Genomic DNA, 23,928 nt, shown 5'->3' on the forward strand with positions numbered 1-23,928 from the left:
ACAGCGATACGATCTATGGGAAGTCGACGCCCCCGAGCGACGCCCCCCGCCGCAGTCCCCGCGATCGGCTCCGCCGAGCCGGCGGCTACCCCCGATGCCCCGAGCGCCGGCTCCTTGCCGGAGGCGCGCTCGCGCCCCGACCACGAGGTTTTGGTGAAGATCCGCGGACTGTGCTTTCGGCGCGGCTCGCAGGTCGTGCTCCACCGGGTCGATATGGATATCCGGCGCGGCGCGGTGACCGCCGTCATGGGGCCGAGCGGCACGGGCAAGACGACCCTGCTCAAGCTGATCACCGGGCAGCTGCGCCCGGATGCAGGCAGTATCGAGGTCAACGGCGAGCCCGTTCACACCCTCGGTAAATCGGCGTTGTTCCGGCTGCGTCGCCGGATGGGCATGCTGTTTCAAAGCGGCGCCCTTCTGACCGACCTGAATGTCTTCGACAACGTCGCTTATCCGTTGCGCGAGCATACGGATCTGAATCCATCGATGCTGCGCAAGCTCGTGCTGTTGAAGCTCGAGGCGGTCGGTCTGCGCGGCGCACGTGACCTGATGCCGAGCGAGCTCTCGGGCGGGATGGCACGTCGCGTGGCCTTGGCACGTGCGATTGCGCTGGACCCCGACATGATCCTCTACGACGAGCCCTTCACGGGTCAGGATCCCATCTCCAAAGGCATGCTGGTGACCCTGATCCGACAGCTTAACGATGCCGCCGGTCTGACGAGCATCCTGGTGTCCCACGACGTGGACGAGACGGCCAGTATCGCCGATCACATCTACGTGATCTCCCACGGGGAGATCATCGCGCAGGGAACGCCGCAGGAGATTGCCTCGGATCGCTCGGCCTGGGTGCGTCAGTTCATGGACGGCCTGCCGGATGGACCCGTGCATTTCCACTACCCGGCGCTGCCGCTGGCGGATGATCTGCTGCCGCGGGGAGTGGCCGGATGATTCTGGAAGGCTTGGCGCGACTGGGACGCAGCGGGCTCGGTACGCTGGAGCGTCTCGGGCGCGCGCATCTCCTGCTCGCCGGGATGGTGCTGGGCATCGGCGCGGTGCTGCGACGTCCGGGTCTGCTGATCGCACAGCTGTTCAACATCGGCGTGCTCTCGATGTTGATCATCGGGGTCTCCGGGTTGTTTGTCGGCATGGTGCTGGGCCTTCAGGGCTATTACGTCCTCGCCCAGTTCGGGGCGGCGGAGAGTCTCGGCGTCATGGTCGCGGCCTCGCTCGTGCGCGAGCTCGGTCCGGTGGTTACGGCCCTTCTGGTGGCCGGGCGTGCCGGCTCCGCACTGACCGCCGAGATCGGCTTGATGAAGGCAACCGAGCAGCTCTCGGGTCTGGAGATGATGGCGGTCGACCCGGTGCGCCGCATCCTGACCCCGCGCTTTTTCGGCGGGGTGCTTGCGATGCCGCTGCTCGCGGCCATGTTCAGCGCGGTCGGTGTGCTCGGCGGCTATTTCGTCGGTGTCGGCCTCCTCGGCGTGGATTCGGGATCCTTCTGGAGTCAGATGCAGTCAAAAGTCGACTTCCACGAGGATATCGTCAACGGCGTCATCAAGAGTGTCGTGTTCGGGGTCGTGGTGACCTGGATCGCCCTGTTTCAGGGGCACGACTCGGTTCCGACGTCCGAGGGCGTGAGCCGGGCGACGACACGCTCCGTGGTCCACGCCGCACTCGCGGTGCTTGGACTGGATTTCGTCTTGACGGCCTTGATGTTCGGGGAATGATGGGTATGGGAAAGCAACGCGGTATCGAAATCCTGGTCGGTCTTTTCATGGCAGTGGGCTTCGTGGCCCTGTTCTTTCTGGCGATGCAGGTCAGCAACCTGAGCGCTGCGGTCAACAGCGACGGCTATCAATTGACCGCACGCTTCTCCAACGTCGGCAGCCTCAAGGCGAGGTCGCCGGTGAGCATGGCAGGTGTGCGCGTCGGGCGTGTCGAGGCCGTGAGCTTCGACAAAGACACCTACGAGGCGGTGGTGACCATGCGCATCGATGCGGCCACGGACACCATCCCGGACGACACCTTTGCGAACATTTTCACCGCCGGTCTGCTCGGTGAGCAGTACGTCGCCCTCGAGCCGGGCGGGAGCATGGAGTATCTGCGCGACGGCGACGAGATCGCCCACACCCAGTCGGCCCTGATCCTGGAGCAGATGATCGGACAATTCCTATTCAGTAAAGCCGGAGGCGACTAATGCCGTATCGACGTTCCTTCTTCCTTCTCTTTGCCCTGCTCGGTGTGCTCTGGACGAGTGCGTCCTTCGCCTATGCCGACGACGCGACGGCCCTGGTCAAGCGCACCACCGAGAACATGCTGAAGACGCTCGAAGCGCGTCGCTCGGAGGTCGACCGCGATCCTTCGCTGATCTTCGGGATGATCGAGAGCGGGGTCGCTCCGCATTTTGATTTCGAGCGCATCACCCGGGGCGCGGTCGGTCAGTCCTGGCGCGATGCGACCCCGGCACAGCAACGCGCACTGGTCAACGGCTTCAAGCAGGTCCTGGTCCGGACCTATGCGCGCTCGATCCTGAGCTATTCGGGCGAAGAGATCCGCTACCTGCCGATCAAGCCCGGTCGCCAGCCCTCCACTGTCACCGTCTCGACCGAGATCCTCTCGCCCGGTGCCGCGCCGATCCCGGTCGACTATCGGATGCACAACAACGCCGGGGGCTGGAAGGTCTACGACGTGGTCATCAACAACGCCAGCCTGGTCGGGAACTACCGTACGAGCTTCACCAACGAGATCCGCCAGGGCGGGATCGATGGTCTGATCGCGAAGCTCGGCGAGATGAACACCCGGACGCGCGAATGAAGGAGGCACGTCTGACGTCCCTCGGCGAGGGGCGTTACGCTCTCGACGGCGTGCTGGACTTCTCGACCGTCAACCGTGTCGCCGTCGGCGGGATCGCCTTGTTCAAGCGCGATGCCTCCGTGGATATCGACCTCGCGGGCGTGACGTCCGCGAACAGCGCCGGGCTCGCACTTTTGTTGGAATGGCTGGACGTCGCCCGTGCGTGCGGCGCCCGCGTGACCTATCGGAATCTGCCGGATTCGCTGCTGCGGATCGCTGCCGTGTCGAACCTCGCCGCACTCTTGCCTATGGAAACCGCCATCGGTCGCTGAAGCTCCCGTGTCAAGAAGTGTCGTTGCCCGGATGTCGACGCGCCTGCGCGGTCCCGCCGTCGATCACATCAACCCAACCTTTTCCGGGCCTTCATCTCCTAAGAAACGGTTAAAGCCGGAGCGAGAGGCTCACTTTCAAGTGAATTCGACGTTTTGTGTCTTCATCGCTTTTGGCGGGGACGTGGTTTAAAATGATCTATTTTTTAATAGCTTAAACCGCGCCAACTCCGGCGGTCGTCAAGGCTGCCGGGGCCGACCCCATCCAAAAACATCGCATACCGCTCTGTGCGCGGTTTAAGGTCTTCATGGATAAGCTTCTCATCACAGGCGGTACCCCGTTGCAGGGTCAGGTTCGGGCATCCGGCGCGAAGAACGCTGCCTTGCCGATCCTCGCGGCCACCCTCCTGGCCGATGCGCCGGTGACGCTCGGCAACATCCCGCGTCTGCGCGACATCAAAACCACGCTGGAGCTGCTCGGGCGTATGGGTGCCTCCTTGTCGCTCGAAGACGGATGCCGGGTCGAGGTGCAACCCCGCGAGCTGACCAGCTTTGCCGCGCCCTACGAGCTTGTGAAGACCATGCGTGCCTCGATCCTGGTGCTCGGGCCGCTGATCGCGCGCTACGGTCAGGCGGATGTTTCCTTGCCCGGCGGCTGTGCGATCGGTGCGCGGCCGGTGAACCTGCATATCGATGGGTTGCGCGCCATGGGCGCGGAGATCCATGTGGTGGGCGGCTACATCCGCGCCCGTGCGCAACGTCTGCACGGCGCGCGTCTGGTGATGGATCTGGTCTCGGTCACGGGCACCGAGAATCTGCTGATGGCCGCGACCCTGGCGAAGGGCGAGACGGTGATCGAGAATGCGGCGCGGGAGCCCGAGGTGATCGATCTCGCCGATTTCCTGATCGCCTTGGGTGCGCGGATCGAGGGTGCCGGAACCGATCGGATTTATGTGCAGGGTGTGGAGCGCCTCGGCGGTGGTCGCTACGATGTCATGCCCGATCGGATCGAGACCGGGACCTTTCTGGTCGGTGCGGCCATGACAGGCGGCTGTGTCACGGTCACCCACACGCGTCCGGATTATCTGGATGCCGTGCTCCAGAAGCTGCGCGAGGCCGGTGCCGCGATCGAGGTCGGCACTGAGTCGATCCGGCTCGACATGCAGGGCAGACGCCCCCGCGCCGTCGACATCCATACCGCGCCGCATCCCGCATTTCCGACCGATATGCAGGCCCAGTTCTGCGCCTTGAACAGCATTGCCGAAGGGGTCGGGACCATCACCGAGACCATCTTCGAGAACCGTTTCATGCATGTGCTCGAGCTGCAGCGCATGGGTGCGGACATCCGTATCGAGGGCAATGTGGCCATCTGCCGGGGTGTCGAGCGTCTCACCGCCGCGCCCGTGATGGCCACCGATCTGCGCGCCTCGGCCGGCCTGGTGCTGGCCGGGCTGGTCGCCTCGGGCGAGACGCTGATCGACCGCATCTATCACCTCGACCGCGGTTATGACAACATCGAGGCAAAGCTCTCGGCCCTGGGCGCGGCGATTCGCCGGATACCGGGTGCAGGTACGAACCGATAGGGGCCGCCAAGCGCCAACAGGACAGCGACATCATGAGTCTCGACACGCCGCTTACCATCGCGCTCTCCAAGGGCCGGATCTTCGACGAGACCCTGCCGCTCCTGGCGCATGCCGGGATCGAGCCGGTCGACGACCCCGAGACCAGCCGCAAGCTGATCCTCGAAACCAACATGGCGCACGTGCGCTTTCTTATCATCCGCGCGAGCGACGTGCCGACCTATGTCCAGTACGGTGCGGCGGATCTGGGCGTGTCGGGCAAGGACGTGCTGCTCGAGCATGGCGGCGAAGGACTCTACGAGCCGCTCGACCTCGGTATCGCGCGCTGTCGTCTGATGGTCGCCGGTCTGCCGGACGTGGCGGCGCCGACGACGCGGCGCCTGCGTATCGCGACCAAGTATGTCAAAAGCGCCGAGCGCTACTACGCCTCCAAGGGCGAGCAAGTCGAGATCATCAAGCTCTACGGCTCGATGGAGTTGGCGCCCCTGGTCCATCTGTCCGATCGCATCGTCGATCTGGTGGAGAGCGGCAATACCTTGAAGGCCAACGGGCTGGTTCCGCTCGAGCATATCGCCGACATCAGCTCGCGCCTGGTGGTCAACAAGGCCTCCTGGAAGATGAAACATGCCGCGGTGACGTCCTTGCTGGACGCGCTGCGCGAGGCCGTCGCGGGCCGATCGACAACAACCCAATCGGCCCAAATTCAACCGGACCGGTCGCCTGGACCGGGGAGCTGAGCAGCCGTGAGCATCATCAGACGTCTTTCGACGACCGACCCCGACTTTCAATCCGACTTGGACGGACTGCTCGCCTGGGATTCGGTCTCGGACGATCGCGTCCAGCAGACGGTCGCCGACATTATCCGCGACCTGCGCACGCGCGGCGACGCCGCACTGCTTGACTACACGACGCGCTTCGACCGTTGGACACCCGCCTGCGCCGCCGATCTGGAGATCCCGCGGGCGCGACTGGAAGCGGCTTGGGGACGCATCCCGGCGGCGCAACGCGAGGCCCTGCAGACCGCCGCCGCGCGGATCCGCGTCTATGCCGAGCATCAGAGGCTCGAGAGCTGGAGCTACACCGAGGCCGACGGGACGCTGCTGGGTCAGCAGGTCATGCCCCTGGATCGCGTCGGGCTGTACGTGCCCGGCGGCAAGGCGGCCTATCCCTCCTCGGTCCTCATGAACGCCGTCCCGGCCAAGGTCGCCGGGGTGGGCGAGCTGATCATGGTCGTGCCCACACCCGACGGGGAGCTCAACGAGCTGGTCCTGGCCGCGGCCCATATCGCCGGAACGGATCGCGCCTTCGCCGTCGGCGGGGCGCAGGCGGTGGCCGCACTCGCCTACGGGACCGAGACGATCCCGGGTGTCGACAAGATCGTCGGACCCGGCAACATCTATGTCGCCACGGCCAAGCGGGCGGTGTTCGGGCAGGTCGGCATCGACATGGTGGCCGGTCCTTCCGAGATCCTGGTCGTCTGCGACGGCGGGACGGATCCGGACTGGATCGCCATGGACCTCTTTTCGCAGGCCGAGCACGACGAGGACGCCCAATCCATCCTGGTGAGCTGGGATGCGGGCTTCCTGGATCGGGTTGCCGCGAGTATCGAGCGGCTGCTCCCGACCATGGAGCGCGAGACCATCATCGCGACCGCTCTGCGCGGGCGCGGGGCCATGATCCTGGCGCGCGACCTGGAGGACGCCGTCGCCGTCGCCAACCGGATCGCGCCCGAACATCTGGAGCTGTCGGTCGAGGACCCGCAGGCCATCGTGGGCCGGATCCGCCACGCCGGCGCCATCTTTATGGGGCGCTATACCGCCGAGGCCGTCGGCGACTATTGTGCAGGGCCGAACCATGTCTTGCCGACCTCGCGCACGGCGCGTTTTTCGTCCCCGCTGGGCGTCTACGACTTCCAGAAGCGATCCAGCCTCATCATGGCCTCGGCCGCCGGTGCGGCGCAGTTGGCCAAGACCGCCTCGGTGTTGGCCCGAGGGGAGGGGCTGACCGCACATGCACGCTCGGCCGAGTATCGCGGCGAGGCGCAGTCGCCGGCCGAGCCCGGGTTATCCTAGGATCTTCGCGAGACGCTCATGCATGACCTGATCAGCCAGCTCATTCGTCCCGATGTCCGCGCACTGACGGCCTATCACGTCCCGGATCCGGCGGGACTGGTGAAGCTCGATGCCATGGAGAACCCTTACGGTTGGCCCGAGGCACTCAAGGCCGAGTGGCTCGAGGTCCTGCACGAGGTCGCCCTGAACCGCTATCCGGACCCGCAGGGCTCGGCAGTCCAGGCGGTCTTGCGCGAGGCGATGGGCATCCCGGCGGACATGGGGTTGCTCCTGGGCAACGGCTCGGACGAGCTGATCCAGATGCTTGCCATCGCCGTCGCCCAGCCCGGACGCAAGGTCCTGTCGCTCGACCCGGGTTTCGTCATGTATCGCATGATCGCGCGCTTCGCCGGGATGGATTATGTCGGTGTGCCTCTGCGCTCCGAGGACTTCTCGATCGATCTTCCGGTCATGCTCGACGCCATCGAGCGCGAACAACCGGCCTTGGTCTATCTGGCCTATCCGAACAACCCGACCGGCAATCGTTTCGATGCCGACGACATGGTGCGCATCATCGAGGCGGCGCCCGGTCTGGTCATCGTCGACGAGGCCTATGCGCCCTTCACCGATTGCAGCTTCCTGGGTCTCCTCGGCGATTGGCAGAACCTCCTGGTGATGCGTACGGTCTCGAAGATGGGGCTGGCGGGGATCCGGCTGGGTTATCTGGTCGGTCCGCACGCCTGGCTCGAGCAGATCGACAAGGTGCGCCTGCCCTACAACATCAACGTCTTGACCCAAGCCTCGGCGGTCTTTGCACTGAAGCACAAGCCGCTCCTCGACGAGCAGGCGCGGATGATTCGAGCCGAGCGCCAGCGTCTCCAGAGCGCGCTCGCGACCCTGAACGGCATCCACGCCTATCCGAGCGAGGCCAATTTCATCCTGATGCGTGTCGCCGAGGGTCGCGCCGACGCCGTCTTCACGGGGCTGAAGGATCAGGGTATCTTGATCAAGAACCTCAACGGCGCGCACCCCATGCTGGATGAGTGTCTGCGGGTGACGGTCGGTCGGGCCGAGGAGAACGCTGCCTTTCTGAGTGCTCTGACTCGGCTTTTGTAGCCTGACGGATCAGGCGGCGCAGCATCCCGAACGGGACAAGATCGATGACGCTGAAGACCCAACCGCAGTATGGATTCGAGGACTATCTCGCCGCCGAGCGTGCGGGTCGCGACGTCAAGCATGAGTATGTGAACGGCGAGGTGTTCGCCATGACGGGCGCCTCCTTCAATCACAATCTGATCGTGCTCAATCTAGGAAGCGAGCTGCGCGCCCGGCTCAAGGGCAGACCCTGTCACGTGCTGCCGAGCGACATGCGGGTTCGCATCGAGTCGGCGAACGCCGCAAAGTATCCCGATCTGACGGCGCTCTGCGAAGCGCCTCGTTTCCACGACGATCGACATGATGTGCTGCTGAACCCGGCGCTGATCGTCGAGGTGCTGTCCGCATCGACCGAAGCCTACGATCGCGGCGGCAAGTTCGCGACCTACCGCCGACTGCCGAGCCTCGAAGAATACGTCCTGGTCAGCCAGGATCAGCCGCTGGTCGAGGTCTTCAGCCGCCAGTCCGACGGCCGTTGGGTGCTGAGCGAGACCGAGGGTCTCGATGCGGACGTGGTCCTTGCCTCTCTCGGGTGCCGGGTCGCGATGCGGGAGATCTACGATAAGGTGGATTTCGAGCAGGGGAACGATCGAGGCGACTGACCGTGGCGGTCGCACCCGGATCAAAGCTCTCGTGAGTATGGATCGGCCTTCCTTTCTAGGGTGCCGTGTCCGTGATTCGAATCGGCTCGCCCGGACTGAGCCCCAACTCCGCGGCGCGCCCCGCGCGCAGCTCGAGCACCTGATCGACCGCTTGCTTGAAGGGGCCGTAGCTCGGACAGGACGCCTCGAGGCAGGGCGGCACCTGCTCGGCCAACGCCACGATCCGACCCTCGTAAATGAAGACCAGGTCGAGCGCGACCGGGACGTTCTTCATCCACATCCGGATCGGATGCGATGGATCGGCGGGGAAGAGCATCCCGCGATCCTCCGCAAGTGCCGGTCTGAACATGAGCCCCAGTGCGCGCTCCTGCGGCGTGCGCGCGACCTCCAGCAGGATGGTTGACGAGCCCACCTCGGCCTTGGCCGAGATCGGCAGGTATTGGGGCTCGGTTGCCGGGGTATCGCCGATTGCGATGCCGACGCACAGCCAGAGTGTCGCAGCGGCGGCCGGTAGGATAAGGTGAAGGTTGATCGGTCGGGCGATCATGGGTTCATCCGGTTGCGTGATATCAAGGATCATCTATCGTTGAGTGATTAAACCGCGTCCCCGCTAAGGGCCGTGGATGCACCATAACGTCGAGCTCACTCGAAAATTCGGCATCTCGCTCTGGACGCGGTTTAAATGTACAAAGGTCGCTCTCTCGGTTCCATCATCGCGGGGTCGCTGCTCATGCTTGCCAGCCTCAATCCATCCATCGCGGACACGGGTCTGATCGACGATTTCACCCGCGCGGACGGTCTCTCGGCACTGGGTACGCCTTGGCGTGCCGTGACCGACCAGGTCATGGGCGGGCGCTCTGAGGGGGCCATCACGCGGCGTGTCCTCGACGGGCGGCAGGCGCTCTGTCTCGCCGGCGAGGTCAGCCTCGCGAACAACGGCGGATTCGTGCAGGCGATGCTGGATCTGACCCCGCCGGGCGCTCCCGAGAGCGCGTTGGATGCGAGCGCGTTCCACGGGGTTCGGCTCCTGGTGCACGGCAACCGCGAGCTCTACAACCTCCATCTCAAATCCACGGCGACCGTTTTGCCGTGGCAGTCCTACCGCGCGACCTTCGTCGCCGGACCCGAATGGCGCGAGATCCATCTGCCCTTCGAATCCTTCGAGCCGCATCGGCTGGTGCAGCGGCTCGATACCCGTCGATTGACGAAGCTCGGGGTCCTCGGCATCGGTCGCGTGTTTCACGCCGACGTCTGTATCGCCGAGGTCGGCTTCTATCGCGAGACGGATGGATCCCGACGACCTGTCTCGGGGAATCCGTCTCGGTGAGCCGGTTCAGGCCTCCAGGCGTTTCCGGGCAAGGGCCGGGGTAACGGCGGGATCTTCAGCCTCGGAGACTCGTGTCGCGCGATCAGAACGAGGATCAGGAGCGCGGGTATCACGAACGACATGAGGCGCAGCGGCGAGCCCTCCGGGGCGCCGAACATCAGGATCCCCGGACCGATGGCCAAGAGGCCGGCGATCGTCATGAGTCCGAGCGTGCGTCTCGCCAGCGCGGCCCAGCGCTGCCGCAACCAGGTCCGGTGAAAGTCCACGGGCGGAGCGCGGAGTGTCGCGACGAGGTGCCCCAGGGTCCGTGCCAGCTTGGCTTCGACATCCGGCGTGCGTGCCGGCTCGGCAGCGGGAATGCGCAGCCGAGCACGCCAACCCCCGTCGCACGGACCTAAAGACCGCCACGCCCATCCCAAGACCGCCAGCAGATCCTCCGGTGGATGGATCGTCCGCTGCGGGGTTGGAAGGAGCCGGATCTCGGCAGGCATCCCATGCCCGACCCGAGCGTCGAGCTCGACCCCGATTCCGTCGAGGTCCGTCAAGGCGCGCAGGAGTACGAGACGGGTCGTCCCGGGCGAGCCGCCATGCGCGCCCGGGTCGGTTTCGACCCGATAGCTGCAGGCCACGCAAACGCCGCCGAGCGTCGGGAACTGACGTCTCGGATCCACCGCATCGACCCGCTCGATCAGGCCCTTCGGGTCCGGCCCGTCGCTGCGCAGGGTCGCGACTCGCCCCGCCGCGTCGGTCAGTGTCCGAGTCAGTCGAAAGTGTTGTCGACTCGGGTTTTCAAGGACGAGGGTCTCCGTGAGTGCGCCCGGATGATCCGGCGTGCCCGAATGCTCTGTTGGTTTGAAGAGGATACGGCGCGTCAGCCGGTCGCTCCCGGTCAGATCGACATGTCGCCCCCGACGCGTGAAGGGCTCGGCAAGGGTCAGGATCTCATGATGCGTGAGCGGGATGCGCGGCTGACGCCTGGGGTCCCGGGGGTGCCCGGACTTGCGGGTCTTGTCCCGCTTGAGCCGCGGCGGCCAGAGCGGGCGCATCGGCTTCGGCGCATACATGGCTAAATCGCGTCCCGAGCGAACCTTGAGCTTGCGTCTGGAACTGCCGTCGGGTGGATGCCTCGAGATCCGAGTTGGACGCGGTTTAGAAACGAATAAAACAACCACTTAAACCGCGTCGACTGCGTCGTTCGTTGGCGTGCGCAAGGCCGGCGGACTGACGCGGAGCGATGCATGTCACACCGAGACGCGGTTTAACCCTTCATGGAGGAGAAGAACTCGTCGTTGGTCTTGGTCGCCTTGAGTTTGTCGTGCAGGAATTCCATCGCGGCGAGCTCGTCCATCGGGTGCAGGATCTTGCGCAGGATCCACATCTTCTGCAATTCGGCGGGGTTCATCAGCAGCTCTTCGCGGCGTGTGCCGGAGCGGTTGATGTTGATGGCCGGGAAGATGCGCCGCTCGGCGATGCGGCGATCCATGTGGATCTCCATGTTGCCCGTACCCTTGAACTCTTCGTAGATGACGTCGTCCATGCGCGAGCCGGTGTCCACGAGCGCGGTCGCCAGGATGGTCAGGCTACCGCCTTCCTCGACGTTGCGCGCGGCACCGAAGAAGCGCTTGGGACGCTGCAGTGCGTTGGCGTCCACACCGCCGGTCAGGACCTTGCCGGAGGAGGGGACGACCGTGTTGTAGGCGCNNAGGCGCTTGGCCTTTTCGATGACCATCTCGGCCACCTGCACATGGCGTGTCGCGGGCTCGTCGAAGGTGGAGGAGATGACCTCGCCACGCACCGAACGGGCCATCTCGGTGACCTCCTCGGGGCGTTCGTCGATCAACAGCACGATCAGGTAACAATCCGGGTGATTGTGACCGATCGATTGGGCGATGTTCTGCAACATCATGGTCTTGCCGGCCTTGGGCGGGGAGACGATGAGTCCGCGCTGGCCCTTGCCGATGGGGGCCACCAGATCGATGGTGCGCGCCGTGATGTCTTCGGTGCTGCCGTTGCCGATCTCGAGGGTGAGCCGCTTGTTGGCGAAGAGCGGGGTGAAGTTCTCGAAGAGGATCTTCGACTTGGCGTTCTCGGGCCGGTCGAAGTTGATGTCGTTGACCTTCAGCAGCGCGAAATAGCGCTCCCCGTCCTTGGGTGGACGAATCTTCCCGGAGATGGTGTCGCCGGTGCGCAGTGCGAAGCGGCGGATCTGGCTGGGGGAGACATAGATGTCGTCCGGCCCGGCGAGATATGAGGCGTCTGCGGATCTCAGGAAGCCGAAGCCGTCGGTCAGGATCTCCAGCACCCCGTCGCCGTAGATGTCTTCGCCGCGTTTGGCCTGCGCCTTGAGGATGGCGAAGATCAGGTCCTGTTTGCGCGACCGCCCGACGCCTTCGATCTCCATGGACTGGGCCAGTGCGACCAGCTCGGGTACGGGCGCTTTCTTCAGTTCGGTTAGGTTCATCACATTGTTTGTCGTCGGCGGAGGTGAGGGGTGGTCGGCAACGCCCCGGGGCAGGGCCCGTGTTGCGGGGGAACGCGGTTGGGGGTGGTCGCTTTACGGGGACGGGGCGCCTTGGCGGCGGCCCCTCGGGAGTGTCGATCGGCGGCCATGGGTGCCGGTACCGGATCCGGTCCGCGGGGCGGCCGGGAGATTGAACCGGATGCCGTCGCCGGTGGCCTCTAAAGATTGCTGTCGATGAAAGCCGTCAATTGAGACTTGGACACCGCGCCGACCTTGGTTGCTTCGACCTCGCCTTGACGGAACAGCATCAGGGTCGGGATGCCGCGGATACCGTAGCGTGGCGGGGTGTTGGGGTTCTCGTCGATGTTGAGCTTCGCGACCTTGATACGGCCCGCGTACTCCCCGGCGATCTCGTCGAGCACGGGTGCGATCATCTTGCAGGGTCCGCACCAGTCGGCCCAGTAGTCCACGAGCACAGGTTCGAGGGATTTCAAAACCTCGTCTTCGAATGAATCATCGGTCACATGGACGATGCTATCGCTCACTGAAGTGATCTCCCATAGGATGGTTGCGGCACGGGCGGTTGTTTCGATATCACGTTCGGCGGATGACGGCGGAGCGGGGGTCGCTTGGGCGCGGCGCGAACGGGTCGAGGAGCAGGCGGGCGAATTGGCGTTGGAATGTGCCCTTGAGTAAGATGCTATTTGATCCAAAGCGAAGAGAATTTGCAAGCCTTGCCAATCCGCGAGGCGCGTAGCTCCAGGGACTCCCCACGGCATGACCGACAAACACCTCACTCAGACCCGCTTCGACAGCTTCGCGCTCGATCAACGGATCATCGACGGACTCGACGAAGCCGGCTTTACACGCTGTACCCCGATTCAGGAACAGACCCTGCCGATCGCGTTGTCGGGACGGGACGTCGCCGGTCAAGCTCAGACCGGCACGGGCAAGACCGCCGCCTTCCTGATCGTCCTGATGCAGCGTCTGCTGACCAATCCCGCGCCCGCCCCGGCACAGATCGCACGTCCGCGTGCGCTGATTCTCGCTCCGACCCGCGAGCTTGCCGTGCAGATCCATCGGGATACGGAGTTGCTGGCCAAGCATACGGGTCTGCGCATCGCGGTGGTCTACGGCGGTGCGGGCTATCAGGAGCAGCGCGACCGGGTCGCCGGCGGCGTCGATATCCTCATCGGGACTCCGGGGCGCCTGATCGACTATTTCAAGCAAAAGGTCTTCGATCTGCAGGCGATCGAGGCAGTCGTACTCGACGAGGCCGACCGCATGTTCGACCTCGGCTTCATCAAGGATATCCGCTTTCTGCTGCGACGTATGCCGCCGCCGGAGAACCGTCAGGGGCTCCTCTTCTCGGCGACACTCTCCTATCGCGTCACCGAGCTCGCCTACGAGCACATGAACCACCCGCAGCTCGTGAAGATCGAGACCGAGACCATCACGGCCGATCGCGTGCGCCAATGCTGCTACATGACCTCCAACGAGGAGAAGATCGCCTTGCTGCTCGGTCTGGTCCGCGGCTGGGACGATGCGCGCATCATGGTCTTCGTCAACACCAAACGCGAGGCCGATCGAGTTTGGGGTTTTCTCCAGGGCAACGGCATCAACACCGCGGTGCTCTCCGGGGACGTGCCCCAGAAGAAACGCCTGAAGCTCCTGAAGGACTTCACCGAGGGCAAGCTCCCCGTGTTGGTCGGCACGGACGTAGCCGCACGCGGCCTGCACATCCCGGACGTGACCCATGTGGTGAACTACGACCTGCCCGAGGATCCGGAGGACTATGTCCACCGCATCGGTCGGACCGCGCGTGCCGGCGCCGCCGGGGACGCGATCGGCTTCGTCTGCGAGACCTATGCCTTCTGCCTGCCGGACATCGAGGCCTTCATCGGGGCGAAGATCCCGGTCGAGCCGGTCGATCCGGCGTTGCTCGCCGAGGTGAATCCGCGCAGCCGGATGCGCCCGGATCGCGAGGATCGGTGCGAGGCGCGGCCTGCACGCCCGCCCCGTGGCGGCAGTGGCGGGGCCGGTGCCGGGCGCGGCGAGCGCCGTCCGCGCGCGGGCGGTGAGCGGCGCTCGCCAACCCGGTCGCCATCCCGGTCAGAGGCGCAGTCGAGGGCGGACTCCAAGGAGACTCAGGCCGACACCCCTGTGGCTGCACCCCGGAGACAGCCCGAGATCGCTGCACTGACGGATCCTGCGGCGATGACCGCAGCGCCGCTGTTCTCCGGCCCGGCAAGGGGTGCGCCGCGCGCGGAGTCGGGAACCTCGGAGATCCCGACGGGAGAACCGAAGAAACGCCGCCGCCGGCGTCGGTCCAAGAAGCCGGACGCAGACGGCGCGAATCCGGCGACGTCCTCTCCGGCACCCGAGCCGGTCGATTAAGCGGCGTCGCCGCGCTCCGTGCCCCTGCTGCCCCTGCGTGCGTCAGTCCGAATGCAGACTCGCAAGCAGATCGCCGAAGTGAGCGATCGCCGGAAAGTCGGCGACCTCGCGTCTCGGACCCGTCGAGTCGGGCTCGACGACCGCCATCAGCCAGTGAAACCCGAAGTCGCGCGCCGCCTGCAAGACGCGCGTGCTGTCGTCGACGAAGAGTGTGCGCTCCACATCGAAGGGCTCGATCGCGTGAACAAGCGACCAGAAGCCCGGCGCCTCCTTGGCGATCCGCAGGTCATGCGAGCAGATAATCCGCTCGAAGTGTCCGCCGAGCCGCGTCCGCGAGAGCTTGAGCGCGAGCGCCTTTTGATGGGCGTTGGTCACCAGGACGCGGCGCTTGCCGCGTCGCTCGAGCGCCTCGAGAAAATCGAGCACATGCGGATGCACCGCGATCAGATGCTCGACCTCCTGCTTGAGCAGGGCGATATCCAGGCCGAGCTCGCGGCTCCAGTGGTCGACGCAATACCACTCGAGTGTGCCCTCGATATCGCGATAGCGGGCGAGCAGCTGGGCCTTGGCGACCTCGGGCGCGAGCCCTCGGGCTTGCGCGTAACGCTCGGGGACATGCTCGAGCCAAAAATGATTGTCGAAATGCAGGTCGAGCAGTGTGCCGTCCATGTCCAAAAAGACGGTGTCGATCCGCTGCCAATCGATCATGCCATACCCCTTATCGCCTCGTTGTTCCAGCGTCGCTTTGCAGCGACTTGACCCATCGGAGTTTCGTTCATGCTTCGCAAACCGAAAATACTGGATCGGCGCATCGTCGCCCAGAGCCGCTTGTTCCGGGTTGAGGAGGTCGATCTGGAGTTTGCCAACGGCGCGCGCCGTACCTTCGAGCGCGTGCCCGGCGGCACGGATTCGGTCATGATCGTCCCCATGCTCGACGCCGAGACGGTCCTCCTGATCCGCGAATACGGTGCCGGCAGCGACCGCTACGAGCTCGGCCTGCCCAAGGGCGTCGTGGAGGCCGGCGAGGATCCCTTGGTCGCCGCGGATCGCGAGATCCAGGAGGAGATCGGCTACGGTGCGCGCGAGCTGCAGATGATCAAACGCGTCTCGTTGGTCCCCGGTTACATCCAGCATCATAGTCTCATCGTGCTGGCGCGCGATCTCTATCCCAAGTCACTCCCCGGCGACGAGCCGGAGCCGATCGAGGTGGTGCCTTGGAGGCTCGACGCGATCGACGAGCTGCTTGCTCGCGAGGATTTCAACGAGGCACGATCGGTCGCGGCCCTCTTCATCGCCCTGCGCGTCATGGGTCGCGAGCCCTGACCGAGACGATTCCGAATCCGGTCATCCGGATGCGCCCCGCACGGCGTTGACGACTAATCCGCGCCCGGTGCGGTATGCGTCTGGATGCGGTTTAAACCCCCAACGGAGATCACGCATGTTGCGCTTATCCGCCGCCTCGGCGATCGTCTTGACACTGGGTCTGATTACGGGCGCCCCGACGGGTGTCGACGGCGCGAAGGCCCAAGACATGCCTCCGCCCGATGACTCAATCTACAGCTTCGACGACTTCCCGCGCGAGGATTTGCTCGAGCATCCGGATTGGTTCAAGACGGGTTTCCTCGATCTTCCGAACGATCTCGAAGAGGCGATCGCCGAGGACAAACAGGGGTTGATCGTCTATTTCGGCCAGAAACATTGTGCTTACTGCCACAAGCTTCTGAATGAGAACTTCGGCCTTTCCGATATCCTCGAGTACACCCAGCGCCATTTCGATCTGGTCGCAATCGACGTCTGGGGTATGGAGGAGGTCACGACGATCGACGGCGAGGTGATGACCGAGCGGGAGTTTTCCGTTCGCGAGGACACCAACTTCACCCCGTCGCTGCTCTTCTACGACGCCGAGGGCAAGCTGGCCCTGCGTCTGCGCGGCTACTATCCGCCCTATCAGTTCCGTGCCGCGCTCGAGTATGTCGCCGACGGGCACTATGCCCGCGAGACCTTTCGGGATTACCTCGCCCGCGGCGAGAATCGGATGGTGTTCGAGCCGGGGGACCTGAACGAGCAGCCCTTCTTCGCGAAGCCACCCCACAACCTGGATCGACGCTTCCCGAGCGAGCGCCTGCTCGCCGTCTTCTTCGAGCAGGGCGATTGTCACGCCTGTGACGTGCTGCACGGCCAAGCCCTGAAGGAGCCCGCGATCACGGGCTATTTCGGCAACTTCGACAGCGTCCAGCTCGACATGTGGTCCGATACACCCGTCGTCACGCCCTCCGGCGAGCGAACCACGGCACGCGCGTGGGCCGAGCAGCTCGGGCTTTTCTATGCCCCGTCGATCCTTTTCTTCGACGAGCGCGGCAAGGAACTGCTGCGTGTCGACTCGGTCGTGCGCTTCTACCGGCTGCGCAACGTCTTGAACTACATCAGCAGCAAGGCGTACTTGACCGAGAGTTTCGGGGAGTGGCGGCTGTCCGAGGCGCGTTGAACCGCCGTTGAACCGCGTCCGGCGTGACATGGACGGTACTGGGTTTGCCTCGATCTCGTGGATACCGACAGGCGTCGACGTCGACGCGGTTCAAGATGATAAAAATTTTAATGACTTAAGCCGCGTCAGGGATAAGGCATTTGGTGCACTCGACGGTGCGAACCTGATTCGCACATCCACATGTCGCGCGGACGCAGCTTAATGCGAGGTCGCGGCCGGTAGGGGTTATCTGGTATTTTTGCGCAGTGCAGCATTCGGGGCGTTCGTCGTGCCGAAGCATCCAATCATCCGATCGGGTCGCTCGACCCCGTCCAGCCTGTTTCGCGCAAGAGGAAGATCCATGCAAAGCGTCTATATCGCCGGTGCCGGTGCCGGCAGCGGTAAGTCCGTGGTTGTTCTGGGCTTCATGGAGATGCTCTACGCCGTCAATCGGAAGGTGGGGTTCTTCCGTCCGATCGTCTCCAAAGGCGTCGAGCAGGACAACCTGACCACGCTCATCCGCAGCCGTTACGACCTGCCCTTCTCTCCGGAGATGCTTTACGGCTGCACGGCGGAGACCGCCAGTCGCCTAATCGCAGCCGGGCATTACGACGAGCTGCTCAAGATGATTTTGAACAAGTTTAAGATGCTCGAAGAGCGTTGCGACCTCGTCGTCTGCGCCGGAACCGACTTCGACGGCTTGGTGCCTTCTTTGGAGTTCGACTTCAACGCCGATCTGGCCAACAACCTCGGCTGCAACGTCGTCGTCGTGGTGAAGGGCTTCGGGCGCAGCCCGGAAGAGGCGCTCGAGGCGCTCTACATGGCCCACGAGTCGATGCGCAATCGCGGGGGAGACTTCCTCGCGAGCGTCATCAACGGGGTCGACCCGGAGCATGTCGAAACCGTCAAGACCCGTGCCCGCAAGCTCTTGCCCGAGCGCGAAAACGTCTATGTGCTGCCGCGCCAGGCGGCACTCGGCATGCCGACGGTAGGCGAGATCCGCAAGGCCTTGGACTGCGAGTGTCTCTGCGGCGACGGTGACGCCATGAATCAGGTCGTCTCCAACTACAAGATCGCTGCGATGGAGGTCCCGGATTTCCTCAGCTACATCGAGGACGGCTGTCTCATCATCACCGCCGGCGACCGCTCCGACATCATCCTCGCGAGTCTCGCGGCCGACGTCTCCTCGTCCTTCCCGCGCGTGGCCGGACTGCTCCTGACCGGCGGACTGCAGCCGGCGGAGAACGTCCAGCGTTTGCTCGAGGGGCTGCGCCGGACCAAGGTCTCGATCCTGCGGGTGCCGACCGATACCTTCACCACCGCGATGAGGGTCAACGGCATCGAGGCGACGATCCTCCCCGGCGACGAGCGCAAGATCGCGGCCGGACTCGGCCTCTTCGAAGGACATGTGGACGTCGACGAGCTGCGCGATCGGATCGCGGTCCGACACTCGGATCGAACCACGCCGCTGATGTTCGAGTACGAGCTGGTGCGTCGCGCCAAGACGCGGCGTCAGCGCATCGTGCTGCCCGAGGGCACCGACGAGCGGATCCTGCGGGCGGCGGAGATCCTGACGCTGCGCCAGGTCGTGGACCTCACCCTGCTCGGCGACCCCGAGAAGATCCGCCGCCGCATCGGCGAGCTGGGGCTCAAGCTGGACGACATCCCGATCATCGACCCGCTCACCACCCCGGATCGCGAGCGCTACGCGCAAACCTACTTCGAGCTGCGCAAGCACAAGTGCATCTCCGAGCAGATGGCACGCGACGCCTTGGAAGACGTGAGCTATTTCGGCACCATGATGGTTTATGCAGGCGATGCTGACGGGATGGTCTCGGGTGCCGTGCATACCACCCAGCACACCATCCGACCGGCGTTCGAGATCATCAAGACCAAGCCGGGGGTGAAGCTCGTCTCCAGCGTCTTCTTCATGTGTCTCGCCGATCGGGTCTTGGTCTACGGCGACTGCGCCGTCAACCCGAACCCGACCTCGGAAGACCTCGCCGATATCGCCATCACCTCGGCCGGCACGGCCGCCGCCTTCGGGATCGAGCCCAGGGTCGCCATGCTGTCCTACTCGAGCGGCAGCTCCGGCAAAGGTGCCGATGTGGAGCGCGTGCGCGAGGCGGTGCGGATCGCGCGCGCGCGGCGTCCCGACCTCAAGCTGGAAGGTCCGATCCAGTACGATGCAGCGGTGGACGTCGGGGTGGCCCGCTCGAAGATGCCCGACAGCGAGGTCGCCGGTCGCGCGACCGTCTTCATCTTTCCGGATCTCAATACCGGCAACAACACCTACAAGGCGGTCCAGCGCAGCGCCAATGCCGTAGCGATCGGCCCGGTGCTGCAGGGTCTGAAGAAGCCCGTCAACGATCTGAGTCGCGGCTGCACCGTCACCGATATCGTCAATACGGTGACGATCACCGCGATTCAGGCACAGAACGATCACTCACTCGCCTCGGCGCGAGCCGAAGCCGATGCTGTCGCTATCGCTCGAGACTGATCAGGAGACTCAGGTGAAGGTACTTGTCCTCAATTCAGGCAGCTCGTCGATCAAATATCAGCTCTTCCGCAGCGAGGATTGGGTCGCCCTCGCCTCGGGCTCGGTGTCGCGCATCGGCGAGCCCGAGGGCGAGATCAAGGAGGAATGGCTGGATGCATCCGGGATCCGGCAGTCGGGCCGCGCCCGGGTGCCGATTCCGACCCACCAAGAGGGGATCGATCGAATCGTCAAGGCGCTGCACGAGACTCGGGTCCTGGGCGATGTCTCGGAGCTGGCCGCGATCGGTCACCGCGTCGTCCACGGCGGTGAGCATTTCAAGCGCCCGACCATCGTCGACGATGCGGTCGTCGATGCCATTCGGGACGTGGTGCCCCTCGCACCGCTGCACAATCCGGCCCATCTCGTCGGCATCGAGGTCGCGCGACGGCTCTTTCCGACGGTCCCCTCGGTCGCCGTCTTCGATACCGCTTACCATCAGACGATGCCGCGGACGTCCTATCGCTATGCGATTCCGGAGTGGCTGTATCGGGAGCACAGGATCCGCCGCTACGGGTTCCACGGGACCTCGCATTACTATGTCGCCAAACGGGCCGCCACGATGCTCGGCCGACCTTTGGAGGGCTGCAACCTGATCACGCTGCATCTGGGCAACGGCTCCAGTGCAGCGGCGATCCGCGAGGGCAAGAGCGTGGACACCTCCATGGGTCTTACCCCGCTGGAGGGTTTGGTCATGGGCACGCGCTGCGGCGATATCGATCCGGCCGTTCTCTTCTACCTTGCGAAGAACCTCGGCCTGGATACGGACGCGATTGAAGATCTGTTGAACCGTCAGAGCGGTCTGCTGGGGATCTGCGGCGTGAACGACATGCGCGAGATCGACCGTCTGGCCGAGGAAGGCAACGACGGCGCGGAGCTGGCGATCGGCATCACGGCCCATCGCATCAAGAAATATATCGGCGCCTATTACGCCGAACTCGGCCGGGTCGATGCCGTCGTCTTCACCGGCGGTATCGGCGAGAACGCCGCCGAGATCCGCTGTCGCGCCTGCGAGGGATTGGAGAATCTCGGGATCAAGATGGACGATTCAGCCAACTACGCCCTCGAAGAGCGCGGCGAGCGCTGCATCAGTACGCCCGAGAGTGCAGTGCAGGTGCTGGTGATTCCCACCAACGAGGAGCTGGAGATCGCGCAGCAGTCGCTGGCTGCCGCCTCGCAGGTGCCGAGCGAGGGATGAGCCTCGAGGCTCGCCGCCGCAGGTCGAGCGACGGCCCGCGGCTGGCGGCCTGGTTCCCTTTCCCGGATAATCGCTCGGGCTCGTAGACCTAATAACAACGACCGCCTTAGGAGATGACGATGTCCGATTCCAATTCCTCGTTGGTGCGTCCGCTTGTCTGGGTTTTGCTGGCGGCGCTGATCGGCGTCTATCTGCTCTACGATTGGTATTCGGCTCATCTTTCGGAACAGCTCGCAGTCAAGGACGCGCAGATCGCCGAGGCGGCCGCGCAAATCAAGGAGCGAGATGCCCGCATCGGCGACATCCGCGAAGAGGTCACGCAGCGCGAGGAACGGATCGCGGAGCTGACCGAACGGCACTCCGGGGAAAAACAGCAGCTGGCCGACCTGCATTCGGAAGAGAAACAGGGCCTGACGGAGCGGATCACCGCCCTCGAGCAGAGCAACGCGAAGCTCGAAGAGGACATCGAGGTGCTGCGCCTGACCGACGCGAGTGCGCTTGCCGCCGAGCAGGATAAGACCGCCGCGGTGATCGAAGAGCGCGACCGCGGGATCGCCGCCTTCAAGGCACTTCAAGGCCAGTACGAGACGGCCGTCGCAAAGGCCGAGGAGCTTCGAACCGAATTGACCGGGCTCCAGCAGGTGATCGCCGACTCGACGATGGAGCACCGCGCGCAGATCGAGGAGCTCGAGCGCCACCTCAACGAACGGGTGAAACTGGCGAAGGCCACACCGAAAGACAGCGAGTTGATGCGTGCGGCCCAGAAGGCCGGCTTGCTCCCCTCGGACGTGGCCTTGGATGATGAGACGGCTGCGTTTTGCACCGAGCTGGCCGAGACATCGGCATCGGCTCGGACGGAGCTCGAGGCCTTGCAGGCCGAGTTTGCGAGCGTTCGCGACGCGCAGGCCGAACGGATCGCTGCGTTGGAAGGTGAGTTGACCGACGCCCGTGCAGCGCTCGTTCAGTCCGGCGAGCAGGCGGAGTCGACCGAAGCCTTGGGCTCGCTTCAAGAGCGGCTTGCGCAGACCGAGGCCGAGCTCGAGACGGCGAGAGTCGAGGCTGCCGCGGCGCTGGAAGACGCCAAGGCGACCGCCGCCGCGCAGTTGGCCGACGCGCAGGCGCGTATCGAGACCCTCGCCGAGGAATTGGAGCAGTCGGTCGCGCCGGATGCACTGTCTGCACTGCAGGCACGGAGCGAAGCTGCCGAGGCCGCGCTGGCGCAGGCCAAGGAAGAGCTGGCAGGTCGCATCCAAGAGGGCGAGGAGAGGATCGCCGCGCTCGCCGAGCAGCTCGGGAGCGAGCAGGCGGAGAAGGCGAAGGTTGCCGAAGAGAAGGATGCGTTGGCCGTCGCGCTCAATGCTGCGCTCGACAGCGCGAGGTCCGAGCTGGCCGATCTGCAGACCGAGTTGACGCAGGCGCGTGAATCCGCAGTGCAGATCGGCTCGAAGGCGTTGAACGAGGCCACGGCCCGGATTGCCGCACTGGAGGCGACGATCGCCGAGGAACGCCGCAAGGCCGATCAGGCGCGGATGTCCCTGCAGCAGACGGCCGATCGGAGGGTGGCCGAGGTGCGTGACCTTTACCGGCGCTTCTCGGAGCTGAACGGCGCCTACACCGATCGCGGCGTGCTGCTCGAGCTGGCCGATACGGAGCTGCGTTTTCAACCGGCGATGGCGACCCTGGCCGGCGACAATCTGCCGAGTTTGGATCGGATCGCGGCGCTGCTCGATGCCTATCCCGACCTCAGCATTCGAATCGAGGGGCATACCGACAGTCTCGGTGACGCGGCCGCCAACCTCGCCTTGTCGCAACAACGCGCCGAGGCGGTTAAGCAGGCACTGATCGAGCGCGGCGTCGAGCCCGAGCGGCTGACGGCTCAGGGCCTCGGGCCGGAGCGCCCGATTGCCGACAACGAGACGCCGGCAGGACGTGCCGAAAATCGCCGTGTCGAGGTCTATGTCAGCGAGGGTTGATCCGGCTGGCGCGGGGGCGCAGGTGACGGCTTGGTCGCACCTCCGCCGGCAACACATGGTCGGATCGTTTTCGCGCGGCTCGGCGAGCAAGACGGCATGATCATGCAAGCGATTGCTCCGGCCCCGCTTGCCGACTCGGGCTGGCAAGCCCGCTTGGAGCTCGAGATCGCCCTGCGGCACGGGCGCAGTCGGGTTGTCGGCAAGCATCAGCTCGGCCCCTTGACGATCCAACGCCCCTTCCATCCAGAGGGTGCGCCCTGCCATCTCTATCTTCTGCATCCGCCCGGCGGCGTGGTGGGCGGCGATCGGCTGGAGCTCGAGATCCGGGTGGCGGGCGGCGCACACGTCTTGGTCACGGCGCCGGGAGCGACGAAATTTTATCGCAGTGCCGGACCGATCGGTCTGCAGACGCAACGTCTGGTCCTGTCCGCAGGCGGCGTGCTCGAATGGTTTCCGCACGAAAACATCTTCTTTCCCGGCGCCTCGTGTCGTCTGAGCACCGAGATTGCGCTTTCGGGCGATGCCCGCTTTATCGGTTGGGAGATCCAGTGTCTCGGACGCCCCGCGATCGGGGAGCGCTTCGCCGAGGGGCAAGCCGAGATCGCCATGACCCTGTCCCGCGACGATCGGCCGCTCTTGACCGATCGGCTGCGCGTGGCGGGCACGCCGAGCCTGGACGGGTCCGCCGGCTTACGCGGTTTCCCGGTCTGTGCCACCTTTGTCGCGACCGGAGCCCGTGCCGAGACGCTCGCAGCTGCTCGCCACCGTCTGAGCGAGGCCGCGGCTTATCCGGTCGGTGCGACCCTGATCGATGACCTCCTGGTGATCCGGGCACTCGCGCCCGAGGTCGAGCCGGTCAGTCGTTTGTTCATGCGTCTGTGGTCCGATTTACGCCCCGGTCTGTTGGGTTTGGGCGCATCGATACCGCGGATCTGGGCGACCTGAACCGCCTTCGGCCGGATCTGCGATGCTCGGGCCGCGCTCGGCCAGGCATGGAGCATTCAGCGTCACGGTCGAGACTCTTTGGAATAAAATGAATGGTGATTAGCGTCGTGCCTCAGC

At 64.8% G+C, this 23,928-nt stretch carries 23 protein-coding genes; 18 read left to right on the plus strand and 5 right to left on the minus strand.

The features are described 5' to 3' along the window. The first annotated feature begins 15 nt into the window (after positions 1–15). The 10 genes from B4N44_RS19600 (at position 16) to B4N44_RS19645 (ending at position 8,510) form a co-directional block, all read left to right on the plus strand. Positions 16–948, plus strand: coding sequence for an ABC transporter ATP-binding protein (locus B4N44_RS19600; RefSeq protein ID WP_296704717.1), 933 nt, complete (start codon positions 16–18; stop codon positions 946–948). Further along, positions 945–1,727, plus strand: coding sequence for a lipid asymmetry maintenance ABC transporter permease subunit MlaE (gene mlaE / locus B4N44_RS19605; RefSeq protein WP_296704720.1), 783 nt, complete (start codon positions 945–947; stop codon positions 1,725–1,727). The genes B4N44_RS19600 and mlaE overlap by 4 nt, the downstream gene beginning before the upstream one ends. A 5-nt stretch (positions 1,728–1,732) precedes the next feature. Then, positions 1,733–2,197 (plus strand): outer membrane lipid asymmetry maintenance protein MlaD, encoded by a 465-nt coding sequence (gene mlaD / locus B4N44_RS19610; RefSeq protein ID WP_296704722.1) that lies wholly within the window; start codon positions 1,733–1,735, stop codon positions 2,195–2,197. Beyond that, a complete protein-coding gene (locus B4N44_RS19615; RefSeq protein ID WP_296704724.1) occupies positions 2,197–2,814 on the plus strand; it encodes an MlaC/ttg2D family ABC transporter substrate-binding protein in 618 nt (205 codons plus the stop codon). The genes mlaD and B4N44_RS19615 overlap by 1 nt, the downstream gene beginning before the upstream one ends. Next, entirely contained in the window at positions 2,811–3,125 is a 315-nt protein-coding gene (locus tag B4N44_RS19620) for an STAS domain-containing protein (protein ID WP_296704727.1), read from the plus strand. Before B4N44_RS19615 ends, B4N44_RS19620 begins: the two co-directional genes overlap by 4 nt. 305 nt (positions 3,126–3,430) lie before the next feature. After that, positions 3,431–4,705: a UDP-N-acetylglucosamine 1-carboxyvinyltransferase gene (murA, locus tag B4N44_RS19625; RefSeq protein WP_296704730.1), complete on the plus strand. Its 1,275-nt coding sequence runs from the start codon at positions 3,431–3,433 to the stop codon at positions 4,703–4,705. 32 nt (positions 4,706–4,737) lie between these two features. Continuing rightward, complete coding sequence (gene hisG / locus B4N44_RS19630) at positions 4,738–5,439, plus strand: ATP phosphoribosyltransferase (protein WP_296704733.1); 702 nt, start codon at positions 4,738–4,740, stop codon at positions 5,437–5,439. A gap of 6 nt (positions 5,440–5,445) precedes the next feature. Further along, complete coding sequence (gene hisD / locus B4N44_RS19635) at positions 5,446–6,774, plus strand: histidinol dehydrogenase (protein WP_296704736.1); 1,329 nt, start codon at positions 5,446–5,448, stop codon at positions 6,772–6,774. Between the two features lie 18 nt (positions 6,775–6,792). Further along, positions 6,793–7,869: a histidinol-phosphate transaminase gene (gene hisC, locus B4N44_RS19640; protein ID WP_296704739.1), complete on the plus strand. Its 1,077-nt coding sequence runs from the start codon at positions 6,793–6,795 to the stop codon at positions 7,867–7,869. Between the two features lie 44 nt (positions 7,870–7,913). Then, positions 7,914–8,510 carry a Uma2 family endonuclease gene (locus B4N44_RS19645; protein WP_296704743.1) on the plus strand — a complete coding sequence of 199 codons (597 nt, stop codon included), beginning with the start codon at positions 7,914–7,916 and terminating at the stop codon, positions 8,508–8,510. A 55-nt stretch (positions 8,511–8,565) separates the two neighbouring features. Here the strand turns inward: B4N44_RS19645 and B4N44_RS19650 are convergent, their stop codons facing one another. Beyond that, positions 8,566–9,057 carry a DUF192 domain-containing protein gene (locus tag B4N44_RS19650; RefSeq protein ID WP_296704746.1) on the minus strand — a complete coding sequence of 164 codons (492 nt, stop codon included), beginning with the start codon at positions 9,055–9,057 and terminating at the stop codon, positions 8,566–8,568. Between the two features lie 135 nt (positions 9,058–9,192). On the opposite strand from B4N44_RS19650, the gene B4N44_RS19655 reads away from it, so the two are divergent. Then, positions 9,193–9,837, plus strand: a complete 645-nt coding sequence (locus tag B4N44_RS19655) for a CIA30 family protein (RefSeq protein WP_296704747.1) — start codon at positions 9,193–9,195, stop codon at positions 9,835–9,837. Here the strand turns inward: B4N44_RS19655 and B4N44_RS19660 are convergent. The 3 genes from B4N44_RS19660 to trxA all read right to left on the minus strand — a co-directional run bounded on the left by B4N44_RS19660 (position 9,783) and on the right by trxA (position 12,843). Next, positions 9,783–10,901 carry a hypothetical protein gene (locus tag B4N44_RS19660; protein ID WP_296704750.1) on the minus strand — a complete coding sequence of 373 codons (1,119 nt, stop codon included), beginning with the start codon at positions 10,899–10,901 and terminating at the stop codon, positions 9,783–9,785. The two genes, B4N44_RS19655 and B4N44_RS19660, sit on opposite strands and share 55 nt — an antisense overlap. Positions 10,902–11,095: 194 nt before the next feature. Continuing rightward, positions 11,096–12,298, minus strand: a complete 1,203-nt coding sequence (gene rho, locus B4N44_RS19665) for a transcription termination factor Rho (RefSeq protein WP_296704752.1) — start codon at positions 12,296–12,298, stop codon at positions 11,096–11,098. A 218-nt stretch (positions 12,299–12,516) separates the two neighbouring features. Next, on the minus strand, positions 12,517–12,843 hold the full coding sequence (gene trxA, locus B4N44_RS19670; protein WP_007192251.1) for a thioredoxin TrxA: 327 nt from the start codon (positions 12,841–12,843) through the stop codon (positions 12,517–12,519). A gap of 232 nt (positions 12,844–13,075) precedes the next feature. Between trxA and B4N44_RS19675 the strand changes: the two genes are divergently transcribed. Next, positions 13,076–14,695, plus strand: coding sequence for a DEAD/DEAH box helicase (locus B4N44_RS19675; protein ID WP_296704757.1), 1,620 nt, complete (start codon positions 13,076–13,078; stop codon positions 14,693–14,695). Between the two features lie 42 nt (positions 14,696–14,737). On the opposite strand, the gene yrfG is transcribed toward B4N44_RS19675, so the two are convergent. Beyond that, positions 14,738–15,403, minus strand: coding sequence for a GMP/IMP nucleotidase (gene yrfG, locus B4N44_RS19680; protein WP_296704760.1), 666 nt, complete (start codon positions 15,401–15,403; stop codon positions 14,738–14,740). Positions 15,404–15,472: 69 nt separating this feature from the next. On the opposite strand from yrfG, the gene nudE reads away from it, so the two are divergent. The 6 genes from nudE (at position 15,473) to B4N44_RS19710 (ending at position 23,811) form a co-directional block, all read left to right on the plus strand. Beyond that, positions 15,473–16,018, plus strand: a complete 546-nt coding sequence (gene nudE / locus B4N44_RS19685) for an ADP compounds hydrolase NudE (RefSeq protein WP_296704763.1) — start codon at positions 15,473–15,475, stop codon at positions 16,016–16,018. A gap of 115 nt (positions 16,019–16,133) precedes the next feature. After that, positions 16,134–17,180 (plus strand): thioredoxin family protein, encoded by a 1,047-nt coding sequence (locus B4N44_RS19690; protein WP_296704766.1) that lies wholly within the window; start codon positions 16,134–16,136, stop codon positions 17,178–17,180. A 340-nt stretch (positions 17,181–17,520) separates the two neighbouring features. Beyond that, complete coding sequence (gene pta / locus B4N44_RS19695; protein ID WP_296704769.1) at positions 17,521–19,659, plus strand: phosphate acetyltransferase; 2,139 nt, start codon at positions 17,521–17,523, stop codon at positions 19,657–19,659. Between the two features lie 13 nt (positions 19,660–19,672). Then, positions 19,673–20,893, plus strand: a complete 1,221-nt coding sequence (locus B4N44_RS19700; protein ID WP_296704771.1) for an acetate/propionate family kinase — start codon at positions 19,673–19,675, stop codon at positions 20,891–20,893. Positions 20,894–21,012: 119 nt separating this feature from the next. Next, positions 21,013–22,866, plus strand: a complete 1,854-nt coding sequence (locus tag B4N44_RS19705; protein WP_296704773.1) for an OmpA family protein — start codon at positions 21,013–21,015, stop codon at positions 22,864–22,866. Between the two features lie 96 nt (positions 22,867–22,962). After that, positions 22,963–23,811, plus strand: a complete 849-nt coding sequence (locus tag B4N44_RS19710) for an urease accessory protein UreD (protein ID WP_296704776.1) — start codon at positions 22,963–22,965, stop codon at positions 23,809–23,811. Positions 23,812–23,928: the final 117 nt, after the last annotated feature.

The organism is Thiocapsa sp. UBA6158, from assembly GCF_002423035.1.
In the GTDB taxonomy this organism is placed as follows: Bacteria; Pseudomonadota; Gammaproteobacteria; order Chromatiales; family Chromatiaceae; genus Thiocapsa.